General features: G+C 67.9%; 19 protein-coding genes. 4 read left to right on the top strand and 15 right to left on the bottom strand.

The annotated features are described in order from the left end of the window. The first annotated feature begins 136 nt into the window (after positions 1–136). Complete coding sequence (locus GIS00_RS01225; protein ID WP_154766610.1) at positions 137–544, top strand: VOC family protein; 408 nt, start codon at positions 137–139, stop codon at positions 542–544. On the opposite strand, the gene GIS00_RS01220 is transcribed toward GIS00_RS01225, so the two are convergent. From GIS00_RS01220 to GIS00_RS01190, 7 genes are all read right to left on the bottom strand, one after another. Continuing rightward, the gene (locus tag GIS00_RS01220) at positions 520–1,596 is read right to left on the bottom strand and encodes a zinc-binding dehydrogenase (protein WP_154766609.1); all 1,077 of its coding nucleotides are present in this window, start codon (positions 1,594–1,596) and stop codon (positions 520–522) included. The genes GIS00_RS01225 and GIS00_RS01220 overlap by 25 nt on opposite strands. Positions 1,597–1,608: 12 nt before the next feature. Continuing rightward, positions 1,609–2,601: a LysR family transcriptional regulator gene (locus tag GIS00_RS01215; protein ID WP_154766608.1), complete on the bottom strand. Its 993-nt coding sequence runs from the start codon at positions 2,599–2,601 to the stop codon at positions 1,609–1,611. Between the two features lie 28 nt (positions 2,602–2,629). After that, positions 2,630–2,917, bottom strand: a complete 288-nt coding sequence (locus tag GIS00_RS01210) for a YciI family protein (protein ID WP_154766607.1) — start codon at positions 2,915–2,917, stop codon at positions 2,630–2,632. A gap of 4 nt (positions 2,918–2,921) precedes the next feature. Further along, positions 2,922–3,989 (bottom strand): alcohol dehydrogenase catalytic domain-containing protein, encoded by a 1,068-nt coding sequence (locus GIS00_RS01205; RefSeq protein WP_154766606.1) that lies wholly within the window; start codon positions 3,987–3,989, stop codon positions 2,922–2,924. Between the two features lie 62 nt (positions 3,990–4,051). Continuing rightward, the gene (locus tag GIS00_RS01200) at positions 4,052–4,885 is read right to left on the bottom strand and encodes an ABC transporter permease (protein WP_154766605.1); all 834 of its coding nucleotides are present in this window, start codon (positions 4,883–4,885) and stop codon (positions 4,052–4,054) included. Beyond that, entirely contained in the window at positions 4,885–5,745 is an 861-nt protein-coding gene (locus GIS00_RS01195; protein WP_196073063.1) for an ABC transporter ATP-binding protein, read from the bottom strand. The genes GIS00_RS01200 and GIS00_RS01195 overlap by 1 nt, the downstream gene beginning before the upstream one ends. Then, positions 5,742–6,722 (bottom strand): ABC transporter substrate-binding protein, encoded by a 981-nt coding sequence (locus GIS00_RS01190; protein ID WP_154766603.1) that lies wholly within the window; start codon positions 6,720–6,722, stop codon positions 5,742–5,744. Before GIS00_RS01190 ends, GIS00_RS01195 begins: the two co-directional genes overlap by 4 nt. Positions 6,723–7,291: 569 nt before the next feature. Between GIS00_RS01190 and GIS00_RS01185 the strand changes: the two genes are divergently transcribed. The 3 genes from GIS00_RS01185 to GIS00_RS01175 all read left to right on the top strand — a co-directional run bounded on the left by GIS00_RS01185 (position 7,292) and on the right by GIS00_RS01175 (position 10,473). Beyond that, positions 7,292–8,251 (top strand): LLM class F420-dependent oxidoreductase, encoded by a 960-nt coding sequence (locus GIS00_RS01185; RefSeq protein ID WP_154766602.1) that lies wholly within the window; start codon positions 7,292–7,294, stop codon positions 8,249–8,251. A 30-nt stretch (positions 8,252–8,281) separates the two neighbouring features. Beyond that, a complete protein-coding gene (locus tag GIS00_RS01180) occupies positions 8,282–9,112 on the top strand; it encodes an SDR family NAD(P)-dependent oxidoreductase (protein ID WP_154766601.1) in 831 nt (276 codons plus the stop codon). A 107-nt stretch (positions 9,113–9,219) separates the two neighbouring features. Further along, complete coding sequence (locus GIS00_RS01175; protein WP_196073062.1) at positions 9,220–10,473, top strand: FAD-binding protein; 1,254 nt, start codon at positions 9,220–9,222, stop codon at positions 10,471–10,473. 326 nt (positions 10,474–10,799) lie between these two features. On the opposite strand, the gene GIS00_RS01170 is transcribed toward GIS00_RS01175, so the two are convergent. The 8 genes from GIS00_RS01170 to GIS00_RS01135 form a co-directional block, all read right to left on the bottom strand. Further along, a complete protein-coding gene (locus tag GIS00_RS01170; protein WP_154766599.1) occupies positions 10,800–11,552 on the bottom strand; it encodes an SDR family NAD(P)-dependent oxidoreductase in 753 nt (250 codons plus the stop codon). A gap of 106 nt (positions 11,553–11,658) precedes the next feature. Next, positions 11,659–12,834, bottom strand: a complete 1,176-nt coding sequence (locus tag GIS00_RS01165) for a sugar ABC transporter substrate-binding protein (protein WP_154766598.1) — start codon at positions 12,832–12,834, stop codon at positions 11,659–11,661. 110 nt (positions 12,835–12,944) lie between these two features. Then, the gene (locus GIS00_RS01160; RefSeq protein ID WP_196073061.1) at positions 12,945–13,910 is read right to left on the bottom strand and encodes an ABC transporter permease; all 966 of its coding nucleotides are present in this window, start codon (positions 13,908–13,910) and stop codon (positions 12,945–12,947) included. A 56-nt stretch (positions 13,911–13,966) separates the two neighbouring features. Continuing rightward, on the bottom strand, positions 13,967–15,550 hold the full coding sequence (locus tag GIS00_RS01155) for a sugar ABC transporter ATP-binding protein (RefSeq protein ID WP_196073060.1): 1,584 nt from the start codon (positions 15,548–15,550) through the stop codon (positions 13,967–13,969). Positions 15,551–15,842: 292 nt separating this feature from the next. Further along, entirely contained in the window at positions 15,843–16,634 is a 792-nt protein-coding gene (locus tag GIS00_RS01150) for an SDR family NAD(P)-dependent oxidoreductase (RefSeq protein WP_154766595.1), read from the bottom strand. A 20-nt stretch (positions 16,635–16,654) separates the two neighbouring features. Then, positions 16,655–17,884, bottom strand: coding sequence for an alpha-hydroxy acid oxidase (locus GIS00_RS01145; RefSeq protein WP_230312710.1), 1,230 nt, complete (start codon positions 17,882–17,884; stop codon positions 16,655–16,657). Positions 17,885–17,928: 44 nt separating this feature from the next. Continuing rightward, entirely contained in the window at positions 17,929–18,849 is a 921-nt protein-coding gene (locus GIS00_RS27115) for a cyclase family protein (RefSeq protein WP_154766594.1), read from the bottom strand. Then, positions 18,846–20,672 (bottom strand): flavin-containing monooxygenase, encoded by a 1,827-nt coding sequence (locus GIS00_RS01135; protein WP_154766593.1) that lies wholly within the window; start codon positions 20,670–20,672, stop codon positions 18,846–18,848. The genes GIS00_RS27115 and GIS00_RS01135 overlap by 4 nt, the downstream gene beginning before the upstream one ends. Between the last annotated feature and the right edge of the window lie 47 nt (positions 20,673–20,719).

Raw genomic sequence — 20,719 nt, 5'->3', positions numbered from 1 at the left:
GCTACATTCCGGGCGACGACGTTGCCGCTCGTCCATTTCATCGCCACTGGCGGTGAGCTGTCCAATACTTGTGTCGGCCCCCGGATTGCGCGTAACGCATGGAAGGGCTGCGGACCCCTCGAGTGGAGTGAGTGAGATGATCCTGTACCACGTCGGCTGTGCGGTAGCAGATCTGGACCGATCGATGCGCGATGTCGGTTCTGCGCTCGGTCTGGACTGGTCTCCGGTGCGCGAGCGCCCGGTGCCGGGTGGGCGGGCGCGGGTGGTGTACTCCCTGGGCGGCCCGACCCATGTAGAGCTGCTGGAAGGCAGCCCAGGCACACCCTGGCACGTCTCGGGGGCGCCGGTTCATCACCACATGGGTTATTGGACAGATGATCTCGCTGCCGAAACGGCGCGGCTCCTGGCCTTGGGCTTCCGACTCGAGCACGATCTCGGCCACGTCAGGTATCTGTGCTCGGACGCAGCGCCGAGGATCGAACTCGTTTCGACGGCGGCTGCGCCCGAGCTGGCCCGGCTCTACGGGTTGACTGCTCCCGGCTGAGCGCCTGGCCGCAACATCACCTTGATCGATCGTCGCTCGTCCATGGCCCGGTACGCCTCGCCGACCTGCGAGAGCGGCATCTGCGCGTCGAAGACGACACCTGGGCGCAGGTTCCCCTCGATGACCTCGCCGAGCAATTCCGGAAGGTAGTCTCGGACGGGTGTGCTCCCGCCGGACAGGCGGATGTTGTTGGAGAACATGTACCGGGCCGGCAGTTCCGGGCCGCCGTGCGGAACGCCGACGACTGCGACGGCACCTCCCGGCCGGACCGACCGGATCGCCTGGTCCCAGGCGTCGTTGGTGCCGACGCACTCGAGCACCCGGTCCGGACCGATCCCCTCGAACATGTCCCTGACCTCGGTCACGGCTTCTGCTCCCCGAGCCGTCAGCACGTCGGTTGCCCCGAAGGTGCGGGCGATCTGTTGCCGGTCCGGGTGGCGCGACATCACCACGATCCGCTCTGCCCCGGATCGTGACGCCGCGAGCACCGCGCACAGACCGACCGCGCCGTCGCCGATCACGACGACGTTGTCGCCGGCCGCCACCTGGGCCGACCGGGCGGCGTGGTACCCGGTCGTGAACACGTCGCAGAGCGCGAGAACATGAGGCACCAGTGCCTCGTCCGGCGCTTCCGGCAGGACGAGCAGTGTTGAATCCGCTCGTGGCACGCGGACCAGCTCCCCCTGGGCCCCGTCGGCGAAGCCGCCGATGCTGTCGTTCGATGCCCACAGTGAGCGGGTCAGACAGGCGACGCTCATGCCGGTGAGGCAGTTCGGGCAGGTCATGTCGCAGTCGTAGAAGGGAGCGACCACGAAGTCACCGACCCGTACGTCGGTGACGGACGGTCCGATCTCTTCCACGACGCCGATGAATTCGTGCCCGATCCGATCACCCGGCGCGGTGGCCAGCACCCCTCGGTACCGCCACAGATCGGAGCCGCAGACACAGGACGCGACCACCCGGACGATCGCATCCCCGCCGGTGCTCAACCGCGGATCCGGTACCTCCGCGTACTCGATCTGCCCGGGCCCGTTGATGATCGCTGCATACATGGTCCGATGCAATCAGCCGACCCGGCCGGGGTCCAATACAAGCTCGCGAATCTCGCTTGCGTGCGGCGCATGTCCGGGCGTTCGAGGCGTGTGCTCGGCGGCCGGCGTCGCCCCGATCGCTGTCCGGATGTGATCCCGAACGATGCGGTAGAGCTGCGCGGCGCGTTCGGTCAGGCCGTGCCGTGCCGAACAGCGCAGCGACCACTCCGGAGCACCGGGGATGACCGGCCGTCCGGGTAGTGGCTGCAGATCGAGCCGGCCGGTGAGCAGCCGGTTGCCCAGCACGATGTAGTCGAGCCGTTCAGCGAGTTCGGCCAGGGCCTGGTAGTCGTCGCTGATCACCGTCGGCACCTGCAGCTGCAGTCCGTCCAGCGCTGTCAAGGGAATGGTATCCCGCATGAAACTTCCTGCTGCGACCGGATAGTCGCCACGTGAGGATGCGCCGGCCGGATCGAGCAGGGGATGACCGGTCCTGACCAGCGGTTCCATCACATCGCCGGGGAACCGGTGTGAGATCAGTTGGTTGGCCCGCGCGAACTGGTCGGACCGGGCAGGCACACCGCTCACGGAGAAGTCGAGCTCTCCCCTGGCCAGCAGCGTGACCAGACGGGAGTTGGAGCCGTTCACGATCTCGACGGGCGTTCCTGTTCCGGCCAGCACAGGTAGTAGCTGCGGCAGGAACACCAGGCTGGAGATGGGGCCCATCCCGATCCGGACCGGCGTCCGCAGGACCCCACTGGTCAGGGCACGCATGGCATTCGAGGCGTTGTCGGCTTCGCGCAGGACCGACTCGGCGATCGCGACGAACTCGGCGCCCGAGGGGGTGAGTCGGACGCCGTCACGCCCTCGGTGGAACACGCACACCGAGAACTCGCGCTCGAGGCTCTGCACACTTCGGGTCAGGGCCGACTGGGACACCGGGATCTCGGCGGCCGCGGCGACGAAGCTGCCCTCCCGGGCAACCGCCACCAAGTGCCGCAGCTTGTTCAGATCGAGATCTGTCATGGCTGCGTTCGGGCCGCTGTTGCAGTGGTCATGCCCAAGGGCCGGTGACCGGCGTCCACGACCGGATCCGCCGCTGCGCAACCGCCCCGTGCAGCCGGAAGGGATCGCGATCCAGCATGGCGTGCAGCTCGCCCGGGCCCGGGGCCGAGACCACCAACAACGCGCCCGGTTCACCGTCCGACCACGGTCCGGTCGCGACGACAGCCACCGTCCCATGGTCGGTCTCGTTGAGGTACGCGCGGTGCGCCGCTCGGTGGTGCTCGCGAAGCGGGTCACTGCCCGGTGCGTAGTCGTAGAGGACGGCGAAGTACGGCACCGGCTCAGCCGTTCGCCGCTGGTGTCACCAAGATCTTGACCTCGTTGTCCCGGCCGCCGCCCAACAGGTGCTCGAATCCCTTCGCAACGATGTCGGCCAACCCGATGGTCGAGGTGATCAGCGGCGTCGGGTCGAGCCGGCCTTCGTGGACCGCGGCGACCACATCGGCGAAGTCCACATCGGTGTAGGCGTAGCTGCCGGTCACCGATTTCTCGGTCTCCAGGAAAAGGTTCGGGCTCAGGGTCACCTCGGAGTGGAAGAGCGCCACCGTGACCAGCGTGCCCCCGGTGCGGAGTGCTTGCAGCCCCGCGCCGAATGTGGCCTGGCCGACACCCGAGGCGTCGTAGGCCGAATCCACCCCGCCGGCGGTGATCGCCACGGTCTCGACCGCGACATCACAGTCGCTGGGATCGAGCGTGCGGGCGCCGAGCGACGCGGCCAGCTCCCGTCGGCGCGGGCTGGGTTCGCTGACGATGACCGTCCCGACCCCCATCGCCTTCAACGCGAGCACCAGACCGAGGCCGACCGGGCCGGCGCCGATCACCAGCGCGCTGGTCCCGGGTCCCGGCTGTCCGCGACGCGCCGCCCTCCAAGCCACCGCCATGGACTCCACCATGGCGCCGGTTTCCGCGGTGAACGGGTCCCGCAGCACGTGAACCTGGTCGGGTTGGACCACGACGGTGCTGCTGAAGCCGCCACCGCCCCCGTGCAGACCGACGAAACCCCAGTTCTCGCAGAGGTTCACATCACCCCGGAGGCAGGCCGGACAGGTTCCGTCCCAGACGTTCGGCCGGATGGCGACCAGGTCGCCAACTGCGATGCCCTCCACACCGTCGCCGACGGCGCTGACGTGCCCGGAGAACTCGTGCCCAAGGGTGTGCGGCCCGGTCTCGCCGAACTGCGGGTGCGCGAAGTCCTCGGGGATCGGGGAGCCGTGTTCGAAGAAGGACAGGTCGGAGCCACAGATCCCGGCGTAGTCGACAGTGACCTGCACCGTGCCGGACCGCAATTCGGGCTCGGCGACCTCGTCCAGTCGCAGGTCGTGCGGACCCCACAATCTCGCGGACAGCATCGTTGTCGTTCCTTTCTGTGGGCGTGCGTGTGCTCGGTGCATCACGGTGGTGGGAGAGACTGTCAGGACACGCGCGGGGGTTGCCAGCGCAGCAGCCTGCGCTCGGCGACATTTCCCAGGGCATTGAGGACGGCGGCGGTCACGACCAGCAGAATCAGGATGGCGTAGACCTTGGCCATGTCGAACGACCCCGACGCCCTGGTGATGACCTGCCCGAGCCCGTCGCGGGCGGCGATCAGTTCCGCCGAGATCACCCCCAACAACGAGAAGATCACGGTCAAGCGGGCTCCGGCCACCAACGACGGCACGGCCGCGGGCAGGATCACCTTGTACAGCACTTCCGATTTCCGGGCGCCCATGACCGTCAGCATCCGTACGGCCTCCTGGTCGGCAGCGACCATGCCCGCCTGCGCATTGATGATCATGACGAACACTGCGAGCGAGAACGCCAGGGCGACCTTCGCGGTCGAGTTGATCCCGAAGATGACGATGAACACCGGGGCGAGTGCGATCCGCGGAGTTGCGTTCACCGCATTGAGGATCGGGTTGAAAACCCGCGACACCATGGGAAAGGAGCCGATGAAGAGCCCGACCGGGGCGCCGATCACGATCGCCAGCACCAACGCGATGAGCGCCGCCTGCAAGGAGGCCCCGTAGTTCGACCACAACTCGCCGGAGGACGACATCGTCCCGAACGCCTCCACCACGTCCTTCGGACTGCGGACCAGCACCTTACGACCCCACTCGAAGGTGGCGGCCAATTGCCAGATCCCGATGAGTACCAGGATGAACAGGAGTTGCCACAGGGCCACCTTGAGCCGCCCGCGCCGGTGGCCCGCGCGCCGTCGGGAGGCGGTCGCGGTGGCGCGACGATCATCGGTCTGCAGAACTGTCATCAGGTCCCCTCCGACGACGCCGTGGGGTCGGCCGGCTCCAGCAGGCGGTGCAGGCGGCGTTCCAGATCGGTGAAATCCTCGGTGTAGGGCAGAGTTCCGGGGTCCCGCGGACGCGCGAACGGCAGGCGGATGTCCTCGAGGATGCGGCCACCGAGTCCCATCACGACGACCCGGTCGGCGAGCAACAGCGCTTCCCCCAGGTCGTGGGTGACGAAGACGATGTTCGACCGGTCACGTTCCCACAGCTGCAGGAAGGCGCTCCGGACACTCTCCCGGGTCTGGGCGTCCAGAGCCGCGAAGGGCTCGTCCATCAGGATCAGGGCCGGCGCCATCGCCCACGTACGCGCCAGCGCAACACGCTGCCGCATTCCCTGGGAGAGCTGCCACGGATACCGGCGTTCGGCGCCATCGAGACCCAGCACCCGGATGAGCCCCTGGGCGATCTCGCGGCGATGCTTGCGTGGGACCCGGCGGATCTCCAGGCCGATCTCGACGTTCGCCAGGGCGGTTCGGGATGCGATCAGGGCGTCCCTGGCGAACATGTACCCCATCTGCTGCCGGGCGAGCCGAGGAGCCTTCCCGTCGAAGGACACCGTCCCCTGATGATCCTGGATCAGCCCGGACAGCACGTTCAACACCGTCGTCTTGCCGCACCCGCTACGCCCGATGATGACGAGGAACTCACCCGGGGGGCTGTCGATACTGAGATCGTCCAGCACCCGGTTCGCCACACCCGTTGCCGGATCGTCGAACTCGACCGAGAGATGACTGATCGAGATGCCGGTGGAAACGGCGGGCCGGGTGGAACCTGGCGCAAGCGGTGCCCTCGTGCCGCGGTCCGCGGTGTGCGGAGCACTCACGCCTGGCCCGCAGCGGCAGCCACTGCCTGCTGGCAGTCCGCGTTCACGTTGTCCGAGTACGGCGGCAGATCCCCGCCGGTCCAGAGTTTCTGGGCCTCCCACACATCCTCTGTGATGGCAACGCTCTCCGGCCAAACGCCGGTCACGTACTTCTTCCACGCGGCTTCGGCTGCGGCTGCATCGACGTTCAGTGCTTTCGCGAGATCGCCGGCGATCACGCCGATGTTGGCCGGATCCAGCGCCCAGTTGCGTACCTGCTGTTGGGCCGTACAGAAAGCCTTCACGACCTCGGGATGCGCCGACGCATAGTCACACGTGGTGGCGAACAGACTCTGGACCTTGCCCGCGATGGGCGAATCCGGAGAGCCCGAGATCGGCACGATCACCTTGAACCCGCCCTCCCCCAGCAGTTCTTCGGCCGGTGGCTGGGCGAGGAGGATGTCGATCTGGCGCTCCTGCAACGCCGTCACCGCGGTACCGGGCGACCCGACGGCCACCTCCGTGATGTCCGTCGGCTGGAGCCCGACCTGCGCGAGCAGCGAACGCAGGATCGCGCTCTGCGAGCCACCGATCGAGGTGATCCCGATGGTGTGTCCCTTGAGGTTCTTGATGGACTCCGGGAACTGCGCGTCCGGATCGGCGGGTTGGAAGTCCGGGAGCGAGACCAGATTCAGGTAGGGGACGTTGTTCCCGGTGAGGAACTGCAGACATTCGCCCTGCTGGGTCAGCGGAATGGCGGCGGCCGGCACCAGCAACGCGAAATCCGCGGAGCCGCCGATCAGTCCGGAGGCGAGCTCCCCGCCGTTGGATGCGGTGCTGAACGCAGGTGCCAGACCGTTGTCGGCGTAGATCCCTGCTGCCAGCCCCTGTGTCTCCAACTCCTGCAGCGGGGATTCGTTGCCCGGCCCCAGTAGGAAGTTGATCGCCGTCGACGCGCCCGACGTCGACGCGCCGGATCCACCGGACGAGGACACCACGGCGCCGCCGCCGGTGCTTGCAGTGGTGCTGGGGTCGGCTGCTCCCGAGGGTGAGCTGCTGCCGCAGCCGGCGAGTAGCACCACGCCGGTCAGAGCCGATACCAGGACGGCTGCGCGCCGCCGGGTGATGGAGCCGAGAGAGGTCTGCGTCATTGCATCTCCATGAGCTGCCGGGCCCCTGCGATCACCGTGACGCCATTGGCGGCGTCCTGTAATTTTTCGGTGCCCGTGCGATATTTGGTCGTGGCAAGAGTAGCAACCTGCGCCCCTCTGTCAACAGGCCCCTACCCGCGAATCCACCACCCGGGCAACGGGTCCCACGACGGTGGCAGTCGACTATCACCCGCAAGACAGCCGGCAACCACGCACCGGCACATCCGGTGCCACACCCACGGCGCCGACCTGCACGCTCCAAAATCGTCGCCCGTGCGAAATATGCGCCGACGGTAGTGAAGGTACACAGCACTCGGAGTGACGTCAATCACTTGTCGCCGGCTGTCGTGCGGAGGCAGCACGCATCTAGTCAGAATCTCGTCCTCACTGCCAAATATCGGTCTAGAGTCCCCGGTGTGACCGCAACGACCGCGGCCGAGGCCGCTGCCCGAGTTGCCAGTGGGACACAGGTTCCGATGCTGCTCGGCGCCCTCCTCCCCAATGACGAAGTCGATTTCTCCACGCAAGATCTCATCCACTGGATCCGCGCGGCGGAATCCGCCGGCCTGCACCACGTCGTGCTTGCCGATCATGTCCTCGGGGCCGATCCGACAGCCACGCCCGAGTGGGGGACACAGTGGTCCGGGACCAGCAATGTCGGCCCGTACACGACCGCCGACGTCTTCCGCGAGCCCTTCGTGCTGATGGGATACCTGGCAGCACTGTGCACCCTCGAGTTGATGACCGGGATCCTGATCCTGCCCCAACGACAAACGGCACTGGTCGCCAAGCAGGCCGCCGAGATCGACCGCTTGACACAGGGCCGGACGCGCCTGGGAGTCGGCGTCGGGTGGAACCCGGTGGAGTTTGAGGCCTTGGGCCGGCCTTTCCACAGGCGTGGTGCCCTGATCGAGGAGCAGGTCGCGCTGTTGCGGCAGTTCTGGACACAGGACGTGGTCCGGTTCTCCGGCGAGTTCCACTCGATCCCACCGAGCGGCATCCAACGGCTCCCCGTGCAACGCCCGATCCCGATCTGGATGGGCGGCGAGGCACCGAAGGTGCTGGAGCGGATCGGCCGATGCGCCGACGGGTGGTTCCTGTTCTCCAAGGTCAGACCCGGCGCGGAGTTCGCCGAATCGCTCGCGGTCGTTCGACGATCCGCCGTCGAGGCCGGGCGCGACCCCGACAGCATCGGCACCGAGCCCCGTCTCGTCATCGGTGACCGTTCCGACGCCGCCATCCGAGCGGATGTCCGCGCGTGGCGCGACCTCGGAGCCACCCATCTCTGTCTCGACACACGTTTCGGCGGCCGGGATCCACGGGCACATGCGGACGCCTTGGCCCGCTTCACCGACCTCGTCCGTTCTGTCGGCTGACAGCCGCGACCCGCGGAGGAGTTTTCGCGAATGGACCAGCCTGGCCATCCGGCACCGCGGCCGTCGCTCGGGGCGCTGCTGTCCCTGCAGGGACGGACTGCGGTCGTGACCGGGGCCGGCCGCGGCATCGGCGCAGCGATCGCGGACCGGCTTGCGGAAGCCGGAGCGGACGTCCTGCTGGCCGACCTCGACGGCACAGCGGTCGAGCAGGGCGCCGCGGAACTCCGTCAGCGCTGGGGCACCAGATGTACCGGCCACGAACTGGACGTCCGCAACCCGCGGTCTGTCGATGCCCTGGCAGCGCTGGCAGACGGGCCTGATGGGCGGCTCCGGATCTGGGTCAACAATGCCGGCATCTACCCGGCTGCGGCTCTCGCGGAACTGGAACTCGAGCAGTGGCAGCAGGTCCAGGACATCAACGCCACCGGAACCTTCCTGGGAGCAAGAGCCGCCGCCCGTCGGATGACCGGACACCCGGACCGTCACGGTCACGTGATCGTCAACCTGAGCTCCGTTGCCGGCCTCACCGGTCGCCCAAGGATGGCGTCCTATGTCGCGGCCAAGCACGCCGTCTCGGGTCTGACGCGAGCACTGGCGGTCGAACTAGGACCCAGCGGCATCAGAGTGGTCGCCGTTGCACCCGGGTTCGTGGACACCCAGGCCTTCCGCGAACGGGCGAGCACCCCGGCGGGCGCGCGCCAGAACGCCATGGCGTCTGCCGATCTGGGGAACGCCGTCCCACTGGGGCGTGCGGCCTCTGCCGACGACGTGGCCCGGGTGGTGCTGTGGGCGGTCAGCGACCTCGCGTCCTACGTGAGCGGCGTCGTGCTGCCGATCGACGGTGGCATGCTGGCGCGTTGAGCGGGGTCTTGACCAGACCCCGAAGGAGGGCTTGAATTCAGCTCTGAGCGCCACAATATTGGTGCCGCCATCTCGCAGAGACAGCAATGAAGCTGAAGGGACGCCGCATGGCCATCAACACCTCCGACCTCGAGGGACTGGACTACACAGTCGCTCCCACCTGGAGCAACGGGACCCGGAACATCCAGGCCACACCGTCCGTACTCGTCCGTCCGCGCGACGAGACCGAGGTCGCCAGGATCGTCAAGTTCGCCCGGAGGCACCGCCTTCCGGTGCGACCGGTGGGTGGTGGCTACTCATGGATGCCGCTGGTCACGACCGGCGGGATCATCATGGATCTGCAGTTCCTCACCGGGGTCGTGTCGGTCGACCTGCCGAACCGCCGGGCGCGGGTCCGCGCCGGGACGCGTCTGTACGACCTCAACGAGCGTCTGTGGGACCAGGGCGCCGCGATGATCCAGCTCGGCGCGTGGGCAGGGCAGACGATCGCCGGTGTCGTGGGCACCGGCACCCATGGCACCAGCACCACCCTGGGCAACATCGCCTCCTTCGTGCGTGCGGTCCGGATGGTCAACGGAGAGGGCGAGATCGTCGAACTCGTCCAGGGGGACGCCGATCTCGAGGCGGTCCGGGTGTCGATGGGACTGTTCGGCATCATGGTGGAGATCGAACTCGAGGTGGCGCCTGCATATCACCTGGCGCAGGACGGCGGCTTCCACCCGTGGGAGAAGGCCGGGGAGCTGATCTTCGCGGACGCCGGCAACTACCGTCATCTCGCCGCGTTGTGGGCGCCCCACGAGAAGTCCTTCGAGTCGGTCCGATTTCCTGCCGGACCGGGCCTGGGCGATCACTTCTACCTGCAGCGCTTCTACGAGCCCGATCCTGCCCGCACCGACCAGGCGGTCGATCGCAGCTACCGGGTGCTCTCGTTCGCATCGATCACCCAGCCCCTCGGCGAGTACATCGAGCTGGAGTACGGCATCCCGGTCGAGCGGACCGAGGAAGCGGCGAATGCGACCCGCACGCTGCTGCGCGAGGAGTTCCCGTTCTTCATCGGACCCATGTACAACAGGTTCATTGCAGCCGATTCCGCCTACTTGTCGCCGTTCTCGGATCGCGACTCCGCCACGGTGAGCATCAGCAGCTCCCCGCTCTTCGAGTTCTGGCCGGTGTTCGAGGCCGTGCACCGGCTCCTGGTCGAACGTTTCGAGGCGCGCCCGCACTGGGGGAAGATCAACTTCTTCGAGGGTGAAGACCTCGAGAAGGCGTTCCCGCGGTACCAGGACTTCGTGGCCGCGCGCCGCCGGTTCGACCCGGACGGCGTCTTCCTCAACGAGTACGGCCGGGCAAACTTCGTCTGAGCCGGACCTCGACACAGCAGAACGCCACCCACGCACCGCGTGGGTGGCGTTCTGCTGTCGGGTCGATCTCGAACCGACACGGTTCCCGATCCGCGGACGGCACCGGACGAGAGCTGCATCCAGGCTTCGCATTCCGGCGAGGTCATCAGCGGAGGCGCCGGGAGTCAGCGCGCAGCACCTGTGACAGCCGCCTCGGGGCCCCGCTCGCGATGGTGCGACGCCTACCCGTGGACCGCGAAGGACGGGGAACAGCGTCGGACGACGCCAGAGCCGCTGGGCAGCCGGGTATTCCGGCCGCACAGCGGCTCAGAGCCTGCGCGTTCTGATCAGCCGGCGAGATAGCCGGCGTCCACCGGGATCATCACACCGTTGACGTACGACGACGCGCTGGAGACCAGGAAGAGCGCCACCTGCGCTGCTTCCCGGGGGGATCCGAGCACCCCGGTCGGGATGCGTGCCGTCAGCTTGGCGTTCAGGTCGGCGTGGCCCGATTCGATCGTCTTCTGCACGATGGGTGTGTCGATCATGCCGGGAGCGATCGCGTTCACCCGGATACCGCTCGTGGCGTACTCGATCGCAGCGGTCTTGGTGATCTGCGTGATCCCGCCCTTGGACGCCGCATAACCGGCGACGTGCTCCGTGCCGATGTAGGAGGCCAGCGATCCCCAGTTCACGATGGAACCGCCGCCGGACCTGATCATTTCCGGAATGGCGAACTTCATCGCCATGAACGTACCGCGCAGGTTCACCGCGACAACCCGGTCGAAGTCCTCGATACCGTGGTCCGCGGTCAGCCCACCGGGGTTCGGGACGATCCCGGCGACGTTGCAGAGCGAGTCCAGGCGCCCCCAGGTGGACACTGCTGTGTCGACCATTCGCCGCACGTCCTGCTCCTGGGAGACGTCGCCGTGGACCGCGACGGCGTTTGCGCCCATGTCCTGTGCGACAGTCTCTTCCTCACCGGAGATGTCGAACAGCACGACCTTGGCGCCCTCTTCCACGAAGAGTTGCGCGGTGGCCTTGCCCATCCCCGACCCGGCTCCGGTGACGATGGCGACCGTTCCTTCGAGAACTCCCATGTTGCAGTGCTCCTCACATGTGTGTCATGGTGGCCCGCTCGGCCGGAGCGGGTTCAAGGCCGGGCGTCCGTGCCGCTGACGGGCACCCGGCTCGAGAAGGTTGGGGCTACTTCCCCCAGATCTTCGAGAACTGCTCCTTGTAATCGACGACCACCGGGAACAGGGTGTCCGTCGACGGCAGGTTCTCCTTGGTGAGTGCCCAGACCGGAGGCTGCCAGGCCACCTGCGGCTGCCCGGCGAAGGCGCGGGCCAGCGCATCGGCGGCTGCGAAGGTGTCCTCGAACAGTGGGAAGTAGACCGACATCGCCTGCTGTCCGGCCGCGATGTAGCCCAGGTTCACCGTGTCGGGTCCGAGGCCGATGATCTTGATGTCATTCAGACCAGCTGCCTTGAGCGCCGCCGGGAGTCCGATGCCGAGGAAGTCGGTCGCCTGGATCACGTACTTCACGTCGGGGTGTGACCGCAGGTAGGACGTGATCAGGGACGGCGCGTCCTTGCCGGACTGGGTGAACGAGATGTTGATGGTCTCGTAGCTGCAGCCCGGGCAGAGCAGGGGCATGTTCTTCTCCAGCGACGCGTCGCGGGCCAGGTTGATCGGGAAGTCCGGAATCGTGGCGTAGAGGGCCTTTCCGGTCCCGCCGCTGTCCGCTCCGATGAACGACGCCCATACCTTGCCGGGGTCTTCGGTCTCCGGTCCGGCGATCACATTGAGAACACCGTTGGTCGCGCCCTCCGAGGTCGCGATGGAGACCACCTTGACGCCCTTGTCCTCCGCTTCCTTGAGGTACTTGGCCACCGCCGACTGCGGGGTGCCGGCGTAGACCAACCCGTCCACGTTGTCGTTGAGCGCCTGTTGGAAGGCGTTCTGGACCTGCTGCACGGACCCGTCCGTCAGGTACGGCTTGATCGTCCAGCCGAGGATCTGGCCGGCTTCGCCCATGATCTGCGCCTCCTGCTTGCAGATGCTGGCGCCGCAGTCGATGAACCCGATGGTCTTGCCGGTCGGGATCGGGGCGGTGATCGGTTCGGTCATTCCGATCGAGGTGGGCCGCGTGGCGAATTCCGCGAAGACCGTCGCGGCGTCGGTGCCGCTGGCCGAGGTCGGGGAGGAGCTGCCTGATCCGCCGGCTGATGCCGACGACGGCGTGGTCTGTCCGGCCGGGCTGGTGGCGGCGGTACTTGCGGAGCTGCCGCCGGAGTCGGAGGTCCCGCCACATCCGCTCAGGACCAGGGCGGCGATGCCGCAGGCGATGAGGGCACGAGTAGAGCGTCGATGCTTCACAGTCGTTTCCTTTCGATGAGAGTGACGGTCCCGAACCGGATATCCGGCAGGACGCAGGCCGGCGGGCAGCTGCCCGCCGGCGGAAGCAGTGGTCGAGGACCGGCCGGCTGTCAGTTCCGGCGGACGGTGAAGGCCAACGCGGCCAGCAGCACGATCCCGGTGAAGACGCCCTGCGTCCAGGTCGGGGCCCCGGACAGGGAGAGCCCGATGATGCCGGTCTGCAGCAGTACGGTGGCCAGCAACGTGCCCCAGGCGTTGAAACGGCCGGGGGTGAGCTGGGTGGCGCCCAGGAAGGCCGCTGCGAATGCCGGCAGCAGGTAGGCGGTCCCGGCGGTCGGAGTGCCTGCCCCGATGTTCGAGGCGACCACGATCCCGGCGAAGCCGGCGATCGTCGACGACACCAGCAGCGAGCCGAACCTCAGCCGGCTGGTGCGCGCACCGGCCAGCCGTGCTGCTTCGAGATTGAAGCCCGTCGCGTAGGTGCGGCGCCCGCCCGCGGTGTGGGAGAGGAACACCCAGATGACCACCGCGATCAGCACGGCGTACAGGATCGGCAGGGTGTAGCCACCGATGTCCTTCTGGGCGATGTCGGCGAACCCACCGAGCAGTTGGGGGGCCGTGATGCTGGCGTCATCGGTGATGGCCGTGATCACGGCCTGCAGCAACGCGCCGGTCGCGAGGGTCGCGATGAGCGAGTTGATGCCGAGAACCACGACTGCCACGGCGTTGACGACTCCGACCACCAACGCGGCGACCAGGGCGGTGACGACGCAGACCCAGGTCGGCCAGTCGGTGTGCACCAGGAGGTAAGCCACGAGAACACCGCTCAGCGACATGACGTAGCCGATGGACAGGTCGAAAACCCCTGCCGCCAAGGGAACGACCAGGGCGAGCGCAGCCAGCGCTGAGGTTGCGCTGGTGTTGAGCACCTGTTGCACGGTGGCCGATGTCGGGAACGTCGCGGATGCCGTGAACGAGAAGACGATGCACGCGACGACCAGCAGGTACAGCGCCCCCACACGCCGCGGGGACACCACGTGGAACCATCCGTCGCCGGTGCGGGATCCCGCAGGCATCGATGCTCGGTCATCGGACGGGGGCCGCGCAGGCGCCGGCGGGTGGTGGGTCGAGGTCATGAGTGGATTCCCTCCATGGCCAGCAGCACTCGCTCCTGGGTGATGTCCTGCGTGCCGAATTCGTCCACGACGGCGCCGCCGCCGACCACGAGCACCCGGTCGCACAGTGCGGTCATGTCTTCCGCGTCGGTCGTCGAGAGCAGCACGGCGAGCCCCTTCTCGGCCTCGCGTTGCAGGTACTGGTAGATCGCGAACTTCGCGGCCAGGTCGACCCCGGCTGTGGGCTCGAGCATGACGAGCAGCTGCGGATCGGCGGCGAGTGCCCGGCCGATGATGACCTTCTGCTGGTTGCCTCCGGAGAGTGCCGCGATGGGGATGCGCGGATCGTCAGCACCTCGCACGTCCAGCTCTGCAAGTCGCCGGGCTGCGAAGGCCCGCTCGGCCCGTCGCGAGAGCAGACCGAGACGCGAGAATCTCTGCAGTAAGGACAGAGTCAGGTTCTCTGTCACCGACATCTCCGCCACGATGCCCTCGGTGAGCCGATCAGCGGGAACGTAGCCGACAGTGGCAGGGCGATGTCTGCGCAACGGTCGCCAGGTGGTCGTTCCACCTGCCCGGATCTCGCCGGTGAGCCGCGCGGACCGAGCGGGCGATCCGAGCGCGGTCGCCAGTTCCACCCGCCCGCCGTCGACCAGCCCTGCGACAGCGGTGATCTCACCGGTCGATACGGTCAGCTCCGCCCCGTCGAGATACCGACCCCGCAGATCGCGCACGGCGAGAAGTTCGTCTCCCGGCGGTCGGTGGTGCGCGCGGACGGCCTCTTCGTTCGCCAGTTCCCGACCGAGCATCATGCCGACCAGGTCACGCTCGGTGAGTCCGGGCACCGGCACGTCGGCAACCACCCGCCCGTTGCGCAGTACCGTTGCTGTGTCGGCGATCTCCAGCACCTCTCCCAGCCGATGAGAGACGTACAGGATCGACGCTCCCCTGCTGCGCAACTCGGTGACCACGCCGAGCAGGACCGATACCTCGTGCGGCGGGAGCACCGACGTCGGTTCGTCCAGGACGAGCACGCCATCGGTGGCGTCCCAGCCGGTCAGCACCGCAGCGATGGCGACGATCGCCCGCTCGACCGGGCTGGCCTCCGCCAGCGGCCGGTTCAACGGGAACCGGAATCCGAAGGGCTCCAGTGCCTCCGCGGTGCGGCGGCGCTGCGCCCTCCAGTCCACCCGGCGGCCGGGACGACGTCGGTACCCGGCGTGCAGGGCGAGGTTGTCGATCGCGTCGAGTTCGCGGACGATGCCCAGGGTCTGGTGGACGAAGGCAAGTCTCGAGCCGGAGGCAGAGCTGCCTCGCAGGGCCTCCAGCTCGACGTCCTCGCCGTTCCATCGCACGACGGAGTTGTCGGCGCGATGGAATCCGGACAGGCACTTGATCAGTGTGGATTTCCCTGACCCATTGTGCCCGAGCAGGGCTCGGATCTCGCCGGCCCGCAGGTCGAGCCCGACGGAGTCGACCGCCGTGAAGGACCCGAAAGACTTGGTCATACCGGCGATGTGCAACCGCGGCACCGACTCCGCACCGGGTTCCGCGCCATGGCGTGGGACATTGGCCATGTCCGACGCCGCCGACTCGGTCATGCGTCCCCTTTTCTGCTCGCGCCGTTGCGGTGGGATGAGAAGCAAGATCGGTGTGCACATCGACCGGCGGTTCTCCCGCGCCGACAGCGCACAGGGGTGCCGGTTCGGACCACCGGTTCACTGCAGATCCGCCCGCCGCTGGGCGCTCCGTCGTCGAGTGGAACCGCCTGGGGGCGGCAGTGCGAGACTGCGTGGACCTGATGCGAAATACTGGGCTCAGAGCAAAATACAGCGCAAGCGCCTCGTGGTCAACAGCTGGCCTTCAGCGGCGTACCGGATCAGTGGCCGCGCCTCACGCCAACCATGCGCCGTCCGCACCGACGATCGAACCGGAGACGAAGCTGGCCTCCTCCGAGGCCAGATAAGCCACCAACGATGCGATCTCGTCGGCACGAGCCTGCCGTTCGGGACGGCTGAGGCGACCCCGCAGGTGCTCGAACCCCCAGGGGTCCCGCACCGCGTCGCCCTCGGCGAGCCTGGTGGTCACCGAGCCCGGACAGACGGCGTTGCACCTGATGTCGTACTGCCTGTACATCGACGCGATGGACCGGGTCAGCCCGATCAGGCCGTGCTTGGCGGCGGTGTAGGCCGCGCCCGAGATGGATCCGCTGAGCCCCGCGACCGAGGCGACGTTCACGATGGAGCCGGATCGTCGCTCGATCATCGACGGGAGCACCGCTCGCGCCATCCGCAGCGGGCCGGTGAGGTCCACGTCCAACACCCGGTCCCAGAGCTCGTCGGTCATCGAGTGCGCGGCGGAGAAGCCGTCGTGGATGCCGGCCACGTTGGCGAGCACATCGACGCGACCCCACCGGCCCAGAACCGCATGCACAGTGGCGCGAACCGCTCTCGAATCGCTGACGTCCAGACGGCGGGGATGCAGCTGCTGGTGCACGGCGCCCGTCGAGGGCATCGAGACGACGTCACAGCCAATCACCGTCATCCCGCGAGCGAGCAGCCGGTGGACCACGGCCGCACCGATGCCCGACGCGGCACCGGTCACCACTGCGACCTGCCCGGTCGGGCGCATGTCGGTGAACTCGGCCGGCCTGTCCGGCTCGATGGTTGCGGGGTGCGGCGACACAGTCTCTCCTTCAGTGACGATCAGCTGGACAGGACCGGAGTCGCTGCCGATGACGTGGACGCGGGTGTCAACCAGCTGCGGTCGAGTTCCGCGACGTCGCCGACGCCCATCAGCAGGAGCGCCTGGACCATCTCGGCGCGAATGATGTCCAGCACGTGCCGCACACCCTCGGCACCGTTGGCGACCAACCCGTAGATGTACGCACGGCCGACACCGACCGCGTCGGCGCCCAGCGCGAGCGCTTTGATCACGTCTGTCCCCCGGCGGATGCCGCCGTCGAGGTAGACCGGCACCCGGCCGTGCAGGGCGTCGACGACGGCGGGCAGTGCGTCCAGGCTCGCCTGTGCGCCGTCGAGTTGTCGACCGCCGTGGTTGGACACCATCACGCCGTCCGCTCCGAGTTCGACGGACCGCACGGCGTCCTCCGCGCTCAACACCCCTTTGATGATCAGGGGCAGGTCCCACTGGTCCCGGATCCACCGGAAGTCGTCCCAGTTCAGATCGGGACGCATCAGGCTGCCCTGCATGCGCACCGCACCGACGGCGCCGTCGGCCCTCGCCTCCTGCGCCAACATCCGCGGTGTGATCCGGTTCTTGGTGAGGAAGTGGTAGGACCAGCGGGGATGCGCCGCGCCGCTGAGCATCTGGCGTACGGAGAGGGTGGGTGGCGCTCCCATTCCCCTGCGCCGCTCACCGTCCCGGTTGCCGACCGCCGGTGCGTCGACGGTCACCCAGAGAGCGCGGTATCCGGCCGCTCGGGCGCGCCGGAGGAACGCTGTTGTCAGCGCCCGTCCCCCATGGTCGGGGTTCGCCCAGGGGTAGAGCTGGAAGAAGTGCCGGTGCTCGGTCGCATCGGCGATCTCCTCGGGCGTCCAGCTGGCGGCGGTGCTGATCACGGCCCTGGTGCCGGCGCGCTCCGCTCCGATCGCCGCTGCACGCTCGCCCTCCCAATGCAGGAGGCCGGTGGTACCGGTGGGTGAGGTGAAGACGGGGAAGGCGAGCTGCTCGCCTGCGACCGTGACCGCTGTCGAAGCGCCCGGATGACCGGCCAGCACCTTGGTGCGCAGGGCCCACTTCTCGAAGGCCGACCGGTTACCGCGCAGTGTCATCTCGTCCTCGGCGCCGCCGTCCAGGAATGGCCACACCATGTCCGGGAGCTTGCGGCGCGCACGCCGCCGGTAGTCCTCCACGGTGATCGGCTCGGACGGCCTCGCGATCCGGAACCGCATGTCCTTGAACGGATTCACCATGTGGATCGATGTCTCCTCGATCTGTGTTCGGCGGACGGAAGGGGTCAGAAGGTGGCGATCGGGTTCACCGGGGATCCGGTCCCCCGCCCTATGCGCAGCGGCGCGATGCTCAGGGAGAACGAGTACCGCTCCCGGGTACGGCATGCGGTTGCGAGGTCCTCCGCCTGGAGGTTGTCGATGAGCGGCAGACCGAGATACACCAAGGCACCGACGTGCACCGGGAAGATCACCCGCCCGACGTCGCCGGCCGGCCGGGCATCGTTGCCGCCGTCGCCGGCCAGGACCGAGATGTCGCGTTTGCGGAGCCAGCGCAGGCAGGCCGGGTCCAGCCCGGCCAGCACCGGCGTGCGGTCGAATTCGGCGGACACGCCGAGCACAGCCCGGCGGCGGGCTCGTCCGACGTACACCACCAGCGCATCCCCCGGTTCCACCGAGCACCCTTGCAGCTCCAGCGCGGCGTCGAGTTCCTCCGGCTGGACCGGCTGGTCCGGGTCGACCCAGTCGGCGCCGCGCAGGGCCGGAATGTCGGCGAGTACCGCCCTGGTGACGATCCCGTTCCCGAAAGCGGTCACCGCATTCAGTGCGGCGCCATGGTCACCCACCAGCGACGCGGGCCGCCCGTTGTACATCGAGCCGTCGAAGAAGACGTGACACAGCGCGTCGATGTGGGTGTGTCCCGGTCCGTGGAAGGCCACGCTGATGGACTCGGTGGCCAGTGTCGGTTCGGCGACGTGCTGCTCGCCGGTGGTGAGCATCTCCAGCTCGCCCCGTGACCGCCCGAGCCGCGATCCGGACAGGTCGATCTCACCGCAGCCGATGGTCAACCCCTCGATGACCTCCGCCGCAGCACGCACGACGGACCGCGGGGTCACCAGGTTGACCGTCCCGCGCTCGTCGTCAGCCCCCCAGCGGCCCCAGTTGCTGATCTCCGAGAACAGTTGCCGCAGAGCTGCTTCGTCGGTCACAGGTACACCAGACCCTCAGGGTGTTCAGCGGTCCGCCATTGCTCGAGCAGGCGGAAGAACCGTTGCGGGCCACCGGCATAGCGGCGGGCGAGGAAACCGAATGCGTTCTCGACATCGCCGTCGCCGTTGAGGTAGCTCGGGGTGCAGCGCAGCCACCGCTGCACCTCCGCATCGCCTGCGAATGCCAGCATCTCGTCCAGCCAGGCCTGCTCGGATTCCGCGGTCACCGTCACCGGCTGCCGGCGCCGTACGGAACGCGCCACCACGTCGGCGATGTGGCCGGCCTGCTCGGCAAGCATGTGGGTGAAGTTCAGCGTCGACGAGTTCTGCACGATGCCCATGAAGAACAGGTTCGGAAATCCGCTGGCCTGCATGCCGTGCAGCGTTCGCGGTCCTTTGACCCAATGATCGGACAGTCGGACCCCGTCGATACCCACCGGGTCGAATCCGGTCTGGCTGACGAAACTCGTCGCGACCTCGAACCCGGAGGCGAAGATCAGGCAGTCCAGCTGGTACTCCCTGTCACCGACCACCACGCCCCGCTCGGTCAGCCGGTCCACCCCGGTGCCGGCAGTCTGCACCAACGTCACGTTCGGCCGGTTGAACGCCGGCAGGTAGCCGTCGTGGAAGCAGGGGCGCTTGCAGTACAGGTAGTACCAGGCCTTGAGCCGCTCCGCGGTGGCCGGATCCTCGACCAGGGTCTCGATCCTGTCGCGCAACGCATTACCCGCCCGGAGGTCGGAGAACTCGATGGCCAGTTTGCGTTCGTCGGCCGACAGAGTGCGGCCAAGCCGGCGCTCGGCCCGTGTGGCGGCGGTTCCGGTGATCGCCTTGTTCAACTCCGTCCAGCTGTCGCTCACCAGATCGACGTCGTCCCTGACGCCGTAGACGACGTCGGTGAAGTTCTCCATGCGCTCGCGCTGCCACCCGGGTTGCAGCGAGACCGCCCAGACCGGATCGGTGGGTCGGTTGTTGCGCGGACCGACCACCGAGGGGGTCCGCTGGAAGACGTACACCTCCCGCGCCGATTCGGCCAGGTGCGGGACGACCTGGATCGAGGTGGCCCCTGTGCCGATGATCCCGACCCGCTTGTCGGACAGTCGATCCAGATTCCCGTTCTGGTCGCCCCCGGTGTAGGCGTAGTCCCATCGGCTGGTGTGGAAGGTGTGCCCTTGGAACGACTCGATGCCCGGGATGCCGGGCAGCTTCGCCCGGCTGAGGGCGCCGTTGGCGACCACCACGTGCCGCGCCTCGATCCGGTCGCCGCGGTCGGTCTCGACCAGCCACCGGGCCTTGTCGTCCTGCCACTGCAAATCGGTGACCCCGGTCTGGAACAGGGCGTCAGGGTAGAGACCGAAGTGCTGGGCGATGCGTCGGGCGTGGGTGAAGATCTCCTGGCCGTAGGCATACTTCAGCGTCGGCAGGTAGCCGGTCTCCTCCAGCAGCGGGAGGTAGACGTACGAGTCGATGTCGCACTGCACACCGGGATACCGGTTCCAGTACCAGGTTCCGCCGACATCGCCGCCGCGCTCCACGAGTCGGATCCGCTGCAGACCTGCCTGGCGCAATCGGCCGGCGGCCAGCAGGCCGCCGAAACCGGCCCCGATCACCACGGCGTCGGTGTCCTGGTCCTCGATCGGCATTCGGTCGAGCGGCTCGGCGTACGGATCGTCGACGTAGTGCGAGAACTCGGCGTCGACCTTCACGAACTGGCGGACGGCATCCGGTCGTTCGCGAGCGTCCCGCTCGTTGTCATAGCGGGTGCGCAACCCATCGGCGTCGACGCCGTAACCGTTCAGCAGATCGACGAAGTCACTGTTCATCTCCGCGCTCCTTTCCAACATCACATCAGGACGGCGTGGCGGCGGCG

It is taken from the genome of Nakamurella alba, assembly GCF_009707545.1.
Classification (GTDB): domain Bacteria; phylum Actinomycetota; class Actinomycetes; order Mycobacteriales; family Nakamurellaceae; genus Nakamurella; species Nakamurella alba.
The sequence above is the reverse complement of the archived record's forward strand: the minus strand, read 5'-3'. Positions and strand labels throughout refer to the sequence as shown.